A 12,744-nucleotide genomic window follows, 5' to 3' on the forward strand; every position below is an offset into this window, starting at 1 on the left:
CCCCGTACGGTGAGGCCCGTCAACAGGCACCGGACACGAGGGGTTACCCATGACGGGCAGGCGGGGACGGACCGGGGCGGCGCTGCTGCTCGCGGCACTGGCGGCGACGACGGCCCTGCCGGGCCCGGCGGCGGCGAGCGGGGGCCCGGCCACCCACCGGCAGGCGACGGCCCGACTCCCGTACCCCAGCGGGCCGTTCGCGATCGGAACGACCGCCCTGCGGCTCACCGACGACTCCCGCCCCGACCCCTGGACGGCCGGACGCACCCGCGAGCTGATGGTGAGCGTCTGGTACCCGGCCGCCCGCCCCTCCGGCGGCCCGCGCACCCCGTACATGGCCCCGGCCGCCGGAGCCCACTTCGGCGGGCCGGACGGCATCGGGCTGATCAACTACGGTGTCACGCCCGGCAGTACGGACTGGTCCTCGATCCGCACCCACGCCCTCACCGACGCCCCGGCGCTGCCCGGCGGCCCGCGCCCGGTGGTGCTCTACTCGGCCGGCCTCGGCGACCCGCGCACCTGGGGCACCGCCCTGGTCGAGGACCTGGCCTCCCGCGGGTACGTCGTCGTCACCGTCGACCACACCTACGAAGCCTCCGAAGTCGCCTTCCCCGACGGCGAATTGGCCACCTCGGTGCTCCCCGGCATGCTGGGCGACCCGGACCTCGACATCGGCGCGGTCCTGCGCAAGTCGGTGGACGCCCGGGTCGCCGACACCCGCCTCGTCCTGGACCGGCTCACCTGCCTCGGCGAACGCCCCGGCCTCCCCGCCGGACTCGCCGCCACCCTCGACCTGACCCGGATCGGCATGGCCGGCCACTCCGCGGGCGGCTTCACCGCCCTGCAGACCATGCACGACGACCCGCGGATCCGCGCCGCGATCGACCTCGACGGCCAACTCCACTTCCCCGGCCCCGACGGGCGGACCGGCGTCTTCCTCCCCACCGTCGCCGAGGACGGCCTCGACCGCCCCTTCCTCCTGATGGGCACCCGCAGCCCCGACTCCGGCCCCTACCACCGGCAACCCGGCTGGGACGCCCTCTGGCACCACAGCACCGGCTGGCACGCCGACGTCACCCTCGAAGGCTCCCGCCATGCCTCCTACACCGACGCCGAGTCCCTCCTCCCCCAACTCGCCCACCAGGGCGCCCTCTCCCCCACCACCCTCCGCGAGGACATCGGCGACCTCCCCCCGACCCGCGCCGAAGCCGCCACCCGCGCCTACGTCGCCTCCTTCTTCGACCGCTGGCTCCGCGCCCACGACGACCACCTGCTGGACGGGCCCTCGGCCCGCTTCCCCGAGATGACCTACGAACGCTGAAGCACAACAGGGGCCCGGGGAACGGCGAGTCCGTGCTGCTGACGGCCGGAGCCCGTCGGCGGTCCGTGCTGCTGCGCGCCGTGGACGGAACCCGAAGCAGACCCGCCGGGCGGCAGTGCACCGCCCGCAGCCACGGCCCCGCCGTTCCCCGGGCCCCTGTTCCCGCCTCCCGCCGTTGCCCTCCGCCCCTTTCAGGCCGCCGTGACCGACTGCGGAAAGGCGAACACCCCGTCCGGGTCGTACTGCCGGGCCACCCGCTGGAGTCGCGGCAGGTTCTCCCCGTAGTAGGCCCGCCCCCAGTCCGGCAGCGTCGCGTCGATGTAGTTGACGTACGCGCCGGGGGCGCCGAGCCGGGCGAGGCCGTCGCGGATCTCGTCGACGGTGGCCCGGACCCGGTCCGCGTTCGCGGCCGTCGCGCCCGCGTAGACCTGGGCGCTGGCGAGCGAGTCGCGGTGCGGGAAGGCCGTCCCGTCGGGAGCGATCTCGCCGACCGCGCCGCCGAGCGAGTCGAGCAGCAGGTCGACGCCGGTGCGGCCGGTCATCAGCTCGGTGAGCCGGGCCGGGTCGAGCGGGCGGGGACCGTACATCCGGGAGACCGCGACGAAGCCGGTGCGGGTGAGTCGGCCGCCCTCCCAGGTGGGGTGGCACTGGGCGACGGTGTCGTTGGAGCAGCCGGCCATGAACTTCATCGCGGCCAGGTAGTCCTTGGCGGCGACGGTGCGACCGCTGGGCGCGGTGCCGGCCAGTCGCACCAGCCGGTCGATCTGCTGGTTGGCGCCGGACGGGTCGCCGACCCAGCAGCCGACGATCCGGCAGGTGGGCGGGTTGCCGCCGGAGACCTGGCAGCTGGCCCACAGTTCGGGCGGCGCGTCGGCGCACCACTGCTGCCAGCCGCCGATCACCTGGGCGACGGACCCGGCGGGGAACGGCACGATGAAGACGGTCAGGCCGGGCGCGGGCGGGGTGTCGAAGGTGAACCGGGTGACGACGCCGAAGTTGCCGCCCCCGCCGCCGCGCAGCGCCCAGTGCAGGTCGCACTCGTGCTCGGCGTCGGCGGTGCGCACGCAGGAGTCGGCGGTGACCACCTCGGCGGCGGTGAGCCGGTCGCAGGTCAGGCCGTACTTGCGGGCCAGGACGCCGATGCCGCCGCCGAGGGTGAGGCCGCCGATGCCGACGGTCGGGCAGCTCCCGCCGGGCAGCAGCCGGCCGGCGGCGGCCAGGCCCGCGTACACCTCGATCAGCCGGGCGCCCGCGCCGACCTCGGCGGTGCCGTCGGGGTTGACCCGGACGGTGTTCATCGCGCGCAGGTCGATCACCAGGCCGCGGTCGGGGACGCTGTAGCCGAGGTAGCTGTGGCCGCCGCTGCGGGCGGCGATCGGGATGCCGTGGCCGCGGGCGACGTCCAGGCAGGCCCGGACGTCGTCGGCGGTGGCGCACTTGGCGACGGCGCCGGGCAGTTGGCCGTCGTTCAGCTCGTTGAAGCCGAGCCGCGCCGTCCCGTACCCGGGGTCGGCGGGCAGCACCAGTCGGTCGCCGAGCCGCTGCCGCAGTGCCTGCCAGTCCGGCGGGGTCGGCGGGCGGCCCCGCCGGACTGGCAGGCACTGCGGCCGGGCCGGGAACGCCTCCACCGCCCCCCGGGCCCGGGCCGGGGCGGCCCCCAGCAGCACTGCGGCCCCGACGGCTCCGCCCACGGTCAGGAAACGACGACGGTCCATGGTCACGACGCACCCTCTCTCCCCCGCGCCGGGTGCGCGGGACCCTGCGCCGATCGTCACGCGCCGCGGCCCGCCGGCCCGGCTGCGGCCCGCCGGAGTGCGTCCGATGGCGCAGCGCGCACCGGCGCGCGCCCGACGGCACGTCAGTTCGCGCACGCCGGTCCGGCCGACTCGGCGGGCTTCGGGCAGCAGGGGGCCTCGGGGGCGGCACGAACAGGCCCGTGACCTTCTCGCCGGCCTCGGCGCGCGGCGGAACGTCGACGGTCCGACGGCCCCGACCGCGCCGGTGAACGCCTCCAGCCCCTGGGGGCCGGGCCTCGTCCGACCATCCGGGACGGCCTCGGCGACGGCCTCGGCGACGGCGAGCGGGTCGCCGAGCGACTGCCGGCTGTGGCCCGCGCTCCGGGCCCGCTGGCCGCAGAGCCCGGGCCCCCGCTCGGCGAGGCCATCCACCTGCCGGGCCCGCCGCCCGCCGCCCGCCGCCCGCTGCCCGCCGTCCGTCACCCGCCGCCCCCGTCCGCTCCGGTCGGCCGCGCCGTGGGCGCGCCGGACCGCGACCCGGGGGCTCGTGCACCTCCGACCGCCCCCGAACCGTGACCTGACTGGACGTCAATTCGCCTGCCGGTGCCGTATTGTCGCCGTCTCGGCCGGTCGCGATCGCAGGTGATCGCGCACCGTCGCTGCCGTGCGGCTGGACGCTGCCCGGAAGCGTCGGGCGGGTCGAACGGAGCGGGTGGAGGTACGCGGGTGCGGGATCGGATGCGGGGGCGGCCGGCCTCGGTTCTCTCGGCGGGGTGCGACTGGTGACGGCCGTCGACGACCTCCCGCCGCTGGGGACCGGACTCGGCACGGCACAGCGCGAGTTCGCCGATCAACTGCGGTCGGTCTTCCGCCGGCTGGAGCTCCCGGTGGCGGAGTTCGCGGCCCGCTGCGGGCTGGACCCGGCGGAGCTCGCGGACTACTTCGGGGGCGTGCGGGTGCCGCCGCGGGAGTTCGTCGGGACGCTGCTGGACGCCGTCCACGACGGTGGCGTCGAACCGGCCGCCCGCGAGCGGCTGTGCCGCGCCCGGATGGCGGCGCTGCGCACCGCCCGGCCGATCGGGCGGGCGGTGTGCCAGCTGGAGGACCAACTGCACGCCGCGGAACGGGAGATCAGGCAGGCGCAGGAGCAGGCCGCCGGGGCCGAGCGCGCGCTCGCCGAGCTGGCGGCCCGTGGCGGCGACGGCATCGACGACGGCGTCGACGGCGGCCCGGAGCGGGCCGCCCGGCCGGCCGAACACGCCGAACTGGCCGAACACGCCGAACTGGCCGAACAGGCCGTCCGGGCCCGCGAGCAGTCCGCCCGGGCCGGCGCCCGCCGCACCCTGCTGCGGCGCCAACTCGCCCTGCTGGAGCGGCAGCAGGGCACCACGGCGGCGCCGCCCGCGCCCACCGGGGCGGCGGACGGTGACGGCCCGCCGCCCAAGATCCTGCTGGTGGACGACCGCCCGGAGAACCTGGTGGTGCTGGAGGCGCTGCTCGGCCCGCACGGGCACCAGTTGGTCCCCGCGACCTCCGGCCCCGAGGCGCTGCGGGCGCTGATGGAGCCCGACGGCTACGCGGCGATCCTGCTCGACGTGCAGATGCCCGGCATGGACGGCTACGAGACCGCCGCGCACATCCGCAGCCGGGCCCGGACCCGCGACATACCGATCGTCTTCGTCACCGCCATCGGCAGCGAACCCGACCACGCGGTGCGCGCGTACGCCGCGGGCGCCGCCGACTTCCTGCCCAAGCCCGTGGACCCGTGGGCGGTGCGGGCCAAGGTGGCCTCGTTCGTCGAGCTGCACCGCGCCCGCGGCGCGGGGGCCTGAGCGGCCCGCCCCCGCCCCCCGCTCCCCCCGCTCCCGCTCCCGCCGGAGGACGGCGAGGCCGCCACCCCCTGTGACGGGGTGGCGGCCTCATTCCGTGGGGGTCTCGTCCCCCGGGCGGGGGCTACTTCCAGCTGTCGTTGAGCGTCGCCGTCCCGGAGGCGCCGGTGGTGTAGCTGCGGTTGGAGCCGCTCTCCCACGTGACGTTGCCGGCCGCGTCCTTGACGACGTACTTGTACTCGAAGGCGGCGCTCGCGGGCAGCGTGAGCGTGAGCTTCCAGTTCGGGTACGCGGCGGAGGACATCAGCAGGGCGTTGGCGGGGTTCCAGCTACCGAGCTGGGCGGTGGAGCCGACCAGGTAGACGTTCTGGCCGACCACGGTGGTCTTGTTCTCGGAGAAGGTCACCGACACCTGGCCGGTGCTGCTGGCGCCGCCCCAACTGTCGTTCAGGGTGCCGCCGGTGGCGCCGGTGTTGGCACTGTGGTTGGCGCCGCTCTCCCAAGTGACGTTGCCGGAGGCGTCCTTGACGATGTACTTGTACTCGAAGGCGGTGTTGACGGGCAGTTGGACGCTGCCGCTCCACACGGGGTAGCCGGCCGGGGAGAGCGCGACGGCCGCGTTCGGGTCCCAGTTGCCGAGCTGGGCGATCGAGCCGACCAGGTAGACGTTCTGGCCGGTGACGGTGGTCTTGTTCTCGTTGAACGTCTCGGTGACCGTGCCGCTCGGGTTGGTCGGGCTGGCGGACGGCGAGGGGCTGGTGCCACCGCTCGGGCTGGCGGACGGCGAGGGGCTGGCGGTGCCGGTGGTGGCGGTGTACAGCGCGACGGCGTCGCCGGCGTTGACGGTGACGGTGGCCTTGCCGGAGCCGTCGACGCTCACGGTCGGGCCGGTGCAGTTCGAGCCACTGACGTCGCCGTGGATGACGTCGCAGTAGGTGCCGGCGGCCAGGCCGGTGGTGAAGGTCTGGGTGACGGCGGAGCCGCTGTTGTTGACGGCGACCCAGCCCTTGCCGCCGCGGCTGAACGCGATCGCGTTGTTGCCGTTGTCCCACCAGTTGGCGACGGCCTCGCCGCGGGTCGCGTTGTGCCAGCCGACCATGTTGGCGATGCCCTGGTCGCGGTCGGTGCAGGTCCAGGTGTTGTTGCCGCAGTTGACGTCGGTGACGTAGCCGTTGCCGTCGGCGGGCGGCGAGTCGTCCTTGTTGTTGTACCGGAAGCCGGAGTAGACCTGCGGGGTGCCGTAGCCCCAGGCGAGTTCGAAGACGTGCGCCAGCTTGTACTTGGAGCCGTCGTTGTAGGTCAGGGTGGTCTTGTCGCGCTCCAGGTCGTGGTTGGTCACCATGACGTTGGACTTGTCGCTCGGCTCGAAGCCCCAACTCTGCCCGAAGGTCTTGAGGTTGGCGATGTTGCCGTTGAACTGCTGGGAGAGCTTGGAGGCGTAGGTGAACTCCAGCACACTGCCGTTGCCCTCGAACGCGGCGGGCGCCAGCTGGCCGCTGCTGCCGGGGAAGATCTCCTGGTAGACGTACGGGCGGCCGCCCCACTGGGTGTCGTTCAGCCGGGAGACGATGTTGCCCATGTCGGCCTGGGCGATGTGCTTGGCCGCGTCCACCCGGAAGCCGTCGACGCCCGCGCCGATCAGGGTGTTCAGGTACCCGGCGATCTTGCCGCGGACGTAGTCGCTCTCGGTGTTGAGGTCCGAGAGGTTGAGCAGCTGGCACTCCTGGACCTGGGTGACGTTGTTCCAGTCGTTGATGCCCAGGTCGGCGTTGGGGCACGGCGGGGAGCCGTGGAAGTCCGACTTGCTGTAGGGCACCGCCGAGTAGCTGTAGCCGGTCGGGCTGAAGGCCGAGCCGCCGTAGCCGGTGGTGCTGCTCTGGTTGGTGCCCGCCATGTGGTTGATCACCGCGTCGGCGTACACCTTCACGCCGGCGTTGTGGCAGGCGGTCACCATCGCCCGGAACTGCGCGTCGGTGCCCATCCGGCTGTTCAGGTTGTACGAGACCGGCTGGTAGACCTCCCACCAGGGGTGTCCGGCCACCGAGATCGACTCCTGCGGCGGGGCGACCTGGACGGCGCCGTAGCCCTTGGGGCCCAGGACGTTGGTGCACTCGCTCGCGACCGAGTTCCAGTTCCACTGGAACAGGTTGGCGATCACGTCGCCGCCGTTGGGGGTGGCGGCGGCCTGCGCGGTGCCCTGCAGGCCGAGCGGCAGCAGCACGCCCAGGACCAGTGCGCCGGCCGCGGCGGCCACGGGCGCGGTTCTACGGACAGGGGACATCGACGGAACTCCCGGGGTGGTGGGGGTCTTGGGGGAAGACGTGCGGGAACGGGGAAGACGATCCACCCCGGCCCGCGGCACCGTCAAGACATCGGTGCAAGAAATTTCATCCCCTTGCGTTCGGATCGACCCCCGCCGGAAACACGAATCCGGTAGTCGATCCACCGAAAAGGTGTATACCTCCCCGGCATCCACCCAGCTCATCCCGCCAGCGCCGAAATACTTTGCAGAAAGTTTCACCCACCGCGCCGCTCCCCGGCCCGCGTCCGCCCCCGGGTTAGCGTGACGCGGTGAACCACACGCAGATCGACGACGACGGCATGGTGCGGGTGCGCGGCGCCCGGGTGCACAACCTGCGCGACGTGACGGTGGCGGTGCCGCGCGGCGCGGTGGTCGCGTTCACCGGCGTCTCCGGCTCCGGCAAGTCCTCCTTGGCCTTCGGCACCCTGTTCGCCCAGGCCCAGCACCGCTACCTGGAGTCGGTCTCGCCGTACGCCCGCCGCCTGCTGCGCCAGGTCGAGGCCCCGCAGGTGGACGCGGTGACCGGCATGCCCCCGGCCGTCGCCCTGGAGCAGCGCCGCTCGGTCCCCTCCTCCCGCTCCACCGTCGGCACCATCAGCACCATGTCCAACCTGCTGCGGATGCTGCTCTCCCGCTGCGGCGCCTATCCGCCGGGCGCACCGCGCCTGGACTCCGACGCCTTCTCGCCGAACACCCCGGCCGGCGCCTGCCCCGAGTGCCACGGGCAGGGCGTGCTGCACCGGGTGACGGAGCGCTCGCTCGTCCCGGACGACTCGCTGTCCATCCGGCAGGGCGCCGTGGCGTCCTGGCCCGGCGCCTGGCAGGGCAAGAACCTGCGCGACATCCTGGGCGCGCTCGGCCACGACCTGGACCGGCCCTGGCGCGAACTGCCCGCCGCCGAACGGGAGTGGATCCTGTTCACCGACGAACAGCCGGTGGTCACCGTCCACCCCGAACGCGAACCCGGCCGCGTCCAGCGCCCCTACCGGGGCAAGTACGGCAGCGCCCGCCGCCTGGTCCTCAAGGCGTTCGCCGAGTCCCGCAGCGAGGCCGCCCGCGCCAGGGCGGCCGCCTTCCTGGAGCAGTCCGTCTGCCCGAACTGCCACGGCCACCGGCTGCGTCCCGAGGCGCTGGCCGTCACCTTCGCCGGGCTGAACGTCACCGGCCTGGCCGCCCTGCCCGCCGCCCGCCTCGCCGAGCTGCTGCGCCCGCACACCGCCGGGGACGGGCCGGCCGCCCTGATCACCGCCGACCTCGCCGACCGCCTCACCGCGCTGGACCGCCTCGGCCTCGGCTACCTCTCGCTGGACCGCACCGCCCCCACCCTGTCCACCGGCGAACTCCAACGCCTGCGCCTGGCCACCCAGTTGCGCTCCGGCCTGTTCGGCGTGGTGTACGTCCTGGACGAGCCCTCGGCCGGCCTGCACCCGGCCGACACCGAGGCGCTGCGCCGCGTCCTGGCCGAACTGCGGGCGGCGGGAAACTCGGTGTTCGTGGTCGAGCACGACATGGCGGTGGTGCGCGGCGCCGACTGGCTGGTGGACGTCGGCCCGGCCGCGGGCTCCGGCGGCGGCCGGATCCTGCACAGCGGCCCGGTGGACGGCCTGCGCGCGGTGGACGCCTCCGCGACCCGCCGCTTCCTGTTCGACCCGCCGCCCCCACCGCCGTCCCGCCACCGCACCCCCACCGGCACGCTGCGGCTGCGCGGCGTCACCCGGCACAACCTGCGCGGCCTGGACGCGGACGTGCCGCTGGGCGTGCTGACCGCCGTCACCGGCGTCTCCGGCGCGGGCAAGTCGACGCTGCTCGCCGCCGTCGCCGAAGCCGCCGCCGCGGCCGCCGACGGCCACCGGGTGGTGACCTTCGACCAGACCCCGCTGGGCCGCACCCCGCGCTCCAACCTGGCCACCTACACCGGCCTGCTGGACACCGTCCGCAGACTGTTCGCCGCCACCGAGGAGGCGAAGGCCCGCGGCTACGGCGCGGGCCGGTTCTCCTTCAACGTGGCCGCCGGCCGCTGCCCCACCTGCGAGGGCGCGGGCGCGATCGAGGTCGAGCTGCTGTTCCTGCCCACCGCCTGGAGCCCCTGCCCGGACTGCCACGGCAGCCGCTACAACCCGCAGACCCTGCAAGTCACTTACCGCGGCGCCACGATCGCCGACGTGCTCGCCCGGACGGTCGACGAGGGCGCCGCGTTCCTCGCCGACACCCCGCCCGCCGCCCGCGTCCTGACCACCCTCCAGCAGGTCGGCCTCGGCTACCTGCGGCTCGGCCAGCCCGCCCCCGAACTCTCCGGCGGCGAGGCCCAGCGCGTCAAACTCGCCGCCGAACTCCAGCACGCCCACCGCAGCCGCACCCTCTACCTGCTGGACGAGCCCACCACCGGCCTGCACCCCGCCGACAGCGAGGTCCTCACCGCCCAACTGCACCGCCTGGTCGACGCGGGCGCCACCGTCCTGGTCGCCGAGCACGACCTCGACCTGATCGCCGGCGCCGACCACGTCATCGACCTCGGCCCCGGCGGCGGCGACGCGGGCGGCCGCGTCCTCGCCACCGGCACCCCCACCGCCGTCGCCACCGCCCCCGGCAGCCGCACCGCCCCCTACCTGGCGAACCGCCTCTCCCCGCACGGCAGTTGACCGGCCAGGCGGACGACCGGCCAGGCGGACGGGCGGTTCACCGACCGCCCCGCACGTCCACCGCCGCCCGCGGCACCGATCGTCTCGGGCGCCGAGGAACCCGAAGGGCCCGCGCGGAGTTCGCGCGGGCCCCTGAACGTCCGTTCCACCGGCCTCAGTTGGCGAGGCTGAAGTCCCCGCCCACCGGTGCGGCGATCTTGTCGACGCCGGTCAGCGCGGTCAGCGTGGTGACCGGGGTGCTGCTCTCGGTGGTGGTGCCGTTGCCGAGCTGGCCGGAGCCGTTGGCGCCCCAGGAGCGGACGGTGTTGTCGCCGAGCAGCACGATGGTGTGCTCGCGGCCGCCCGCGACGAGCTGGACGCCCTTGATGCCGGGCACCGGGACGGGCGTGATCCGGTAGTCGGTGGTGCCGTCGCCGACCTGGCCGGAGGTGTTCTGGCCCCAGCCCTTGAGCTTGTTGTCGCTGTCGGTGACGGCCAGGCTGTGGTTGCAGCCGGCGGCGATCTGCGAGACGCCGCCGAGCCAGATGCCCTGGGTGTCGACGGGCGTGTACCGGTTGATGGTGCTGTTGTCGCCGAGCTGCCCGGTCGCGTTGTAGCCCCACGCCTTCACGGCGTTGCCGCTGGTGGGCTTGGTGCCGCCGCTGGGCGGGCCGACCAGCGCCAGGTTGTGGTTGCAGCCGGCCGCGATCTTGGTGACGCCGGTGAGTCCGCCGACCGGGGCGGGCACGTTGCGGCTGGCCGAAGTGCCGTCGCCGAGCTGCCCGTTGATGTTGTAGCCCCAGGCCCAGACGGTGCCGTCCTCGCGCAGCGCGATGCTGTGGTTGAGTCCGGCGGCGATCGCCACCACCTTGTTGAGGCCCTCGACCCGGACGGGGACGCTGCTGTCGCTGTTGGTGCCGTTGCCGAGCTGCCCGTAGTTGTTGCGGCCCCAGGCGACCACGGTCTGGTCGTCGAGCAGCGCGAGGCTGTGCCAGCCGCCGGCCGCGACGTCGCGGGCGTTGGAGAGGTTGACGACCTGCCCGGGCGCGTTGTGGCTGAACACGCTGCCGTCGCCGAGCTGTCCGGAACTGTTGGCGCCCCAGGACATCACGGTGCGGTCCTTGAGCAGTGCCAGCCCGTGCCCGGTGGTGGAGCCGCCACCGCCGGCGGCGATCTTCTCCACCTCGGCGCTGGTCAGGCCGAGCACGGTGGTGGAGGTGGTGCGGAAGTCGGTCCAGGTGCCGTCGCCGAGCTGCCCGGACCGGTTGTTGCCCCACGCCTTGAGCCGCTTCTCCTGCGCGTGCGCCGTCCCGGCGGGCACGGCGGTCAGGCTGAGCGCGGTGAACGCGGCCAGCCCCAGCGCGAGGGCGGGGCGCAGCGCGGGGCGCAGCCGGTGGCGACGGGTGGCGGCGGTCTGAGTGGAGGTCATGAAGGGCCTTTCCTCGGGTCCTCGGGAAGGATCGGAAGGGGGGTGGTCAGCGCGCGAGGCTGAAGTTGCCGTTGCTCGGCGCGGAGACCAGGGAGACGCTGCCGGACTTGGCGAGCACCTGGACGGGGGTGTTGCGCTGGGTGGTGGTGCCGTCGCCGAGCTGGCCCTTGTCGTTGAGGCCCCACGCCTGCACGGTGCCGTCGGCGAGCACGGCCAGGTTGTGCGAGGCGCCGGAGGCGATCGCCTCGATGCCGGTCACGCCGGGGACGGGCACGCTGGTGTTGCGCTGGGTGGTGGTGCCGTCGCCGATCTGCCCCTTGTCGTTGGCGCCCCAGGCGCGCAGCGTGTGGTCCTGGAGCAGGGCGAGGCTGTGGGTGGCCCCGGCGGAGAGCGCGACGACGTCGGTGACCTCCTGGACGGGCACGGGGTAGGGCTTGTTGACGGTGCTGTCGTCGCCGAGCTGGCCCTTGTCGTTGAGGCCCCAGGCGTAGACGTGCCCGTCGGCGAGCAGCGCGAGGGCGTGGCTGGCCCCGGCGGTGATGCCCTTGACGGTGGTCAGGCCGGGGATGCTCATCGCGGTGTTGCGGGTGGCGGGGGTGGCGGCGGGCACGGGCGCGGTGGAGCTGACCGGCACCGGGGTGACGCCGAGCTGGCCCTTGTCGTTGTTGCCCCAGGTCTTGACGGTGCCGTCCTTGAGCAGCGCCATGCTGAAGGCGTCACCGGCGGCGATCGCCTTGACGTCGGAGAGCCCGGCGACGGTGACCGGCAGGTTGGCGGCGTTGACGGTGCCGTCGCCGAGCTGGCCCTTGTCGTTGTTGCCCCAGGCTTTGACGGTGCCGTCCTTGAGCAGGGCGAGGGCGTGCGCGCCGCCCGCCGCGACGGCCTCGACGCCGGTCAGCCCGGCGACCAGGCCGGGCACGGCCGCGTCCTCGGTGGCGCTGGTGGTGCCGTTGCCGAGCTGGCCCTTGTCGTTCCGGCCCCAGGCTTCGACGGTGCCGTTGCCGAGCAGCGCGAGCGCGAACCCGGTGACGGTGGCCCCGCTGGTGGTGCCGCCGGCGGCGATGCCGTTGAGTTCGGCGCCCGCCATGCCGACCACCGAGACGGGGGTGAGCCGCTGGGTCTTGGCGCTGCCGTCGCCGAGCTGCCCGTTGGCGTTGTTCCCCCAGGCGCGCAGCCGCAGGTCGTAGGCGGCCGCGGTGCCGGCCGGCAGGGCGGTGGTGCACACCAGGGTCAGTCCGGCCACCATCGCGGGCAGGGTGACGGCGGGCAGCTGGCGCAGCTTGCGGTGCATCGGTGGTTCCTCCATGGACGTGGCGGGGCGGGGCCTCGACGGGCGGGGCCTCGACGGGCGGGGCTTCGGTGGACGGGGCCTCAACGGGCGGGCGGGACGGGGACGGCGCGCTGGACGGGCCCGCCCTGGGCCAGCCGTCCCGGCGGGGGCTGGACGGGGTGGACCTTGTCCACCGGCCGGTGCGCGGCGTGCGGGGCGCCGGAGTCGACCGGGCGGGT

7 protein-coding genes are annotated in these 12,744 nt (G+C 74.5%); 3 read left to right on the top strand and 4 right to left on the bottom strand.

Annotation, left to right across the window (positions count from 1 at the left end; translation table 11 throughout):
* Nucleotides 1–49: 49 nt before the first annotated feature.
* Nucleotides 50–1,321, top strand: coding sequence for an alpha/beta hydrolase family protein (locus ACWEO5_RS28155; protein ID WP_452165012.1), 1,272 nt, complete (start codon nucleotides 50–52; stop codon nucleotides 1,319–1,321).
* Between the two features lie 191 nt (nucleotides 1,322–1,512).
* Here the strand turns inward: ACWEO5_RS28155 and ACWEO5_RS28160 are convergent, their stop codons facing one another.
* The gene (locus ACWEO5_RS28160; RefSeq protein WP_452165013.1) at nucleotides 1,513–3,036 is read right to left on the bottom strand and encodes an FAD-binding oxidoreductase; all 1,524 of its coding nucleotides are present in this window, start codon (nucleotides 3,034–3,036) and stop codon (nucleotides 1,513–1,515) included.
* Between the two features lie 794 nt (nucleotides 3,037–3,830).
* Here ACWEO5_RS28160 and ACWEO5_RS28165 point away from each other — a divergent pair.
* Nucleotides 3,831–4,889, top strand: a complete 1,059-nt coding sequence (locus tag ACWEO5_RS28165) for a response regulator (RefSeq protein WP_452165014.1) — start codon at nucleotides 3,831–3,833, stop codon at nucleotides 4,887–4,889.
* A gap of 121 nt (nucleotides 4,890–5,010) precedes the next feature.
* Here the strand turns inward: ACWEO5_RS28165 and ACWEO5_RS28170 are convergent, their stop codons facing one another.
* Nucleotides 5,011–7,140: a carbohydrate-binding module family 20 domain-containing protein gene (locus ACWEO5_RS28170; protein WP_452165015.1), complete on the bottom strand. Its 2,130-nt coding sequence runs from the start codon at nucleotides 7,138–7,140 to the stop codon at nucleotides 5,011–5,013.
* A 347-nt stretch (nucleotides 7,141–7,487) separates the two neighbouring features.
* On the opposite strand from ACWEO5_RS28170, the gene ACWEO5_RS28175 reads away from it, so the two are divergent.
* Nucleotides 7,488–9,827, top strand: coding sequence for an ATP-binding cassette domain-containing protein (locus ACWEO5_RS28175; protein ID WP_452165019.1), 2,340 nt, complete (start codon nucleotides 7,488–7,490; stop codon nucleotides 9,825–9,827).
* A 154-nt stretch (nucleotides 9,828–9,981) separates the two neighbouring features.
* Here ACWEO5_RS28175 and ACWEO5_RS28180 read toward each other — a convergent pair whose 3' ends face one another.
* Together ACWEO5_RS28180 and ACWEO5_RS28185 are read right to left on the bottom strand one after the other, a co-directional pair.
* Nucleotides 9,982–11,235, bottom strand: coding sequence for an RCC1 domain-containing protein (locus ACWEO5_RS28180; RefSeq protein WP_452165016.1), 1,254 nt, complete (start codon nucleotides 11,233–11,235; stop codon nucleotides 9,982–9,984).
* Between the two features lie 46 nt (nucleotides 11,236–11,281).
* The gene (locus ACWEO5_RS28185; protein ID WP_452165017.1) at nucleotides 11,282–12,526 is read right to left on the bottom strand and encodes an RCC1 domain-containing protein; all 1,245 of its coding nucleotides are present in this window, start codon (nucleotides 12,524–12,526) and stop codon (nucleotides 11,282–11,284) included.
* Nucleotides 12,527–12,744: the final 218 nt, after the last annotated feature.

The organism is Kitasatospora sp. NPDC004272 (assembly GCF_053603035.1).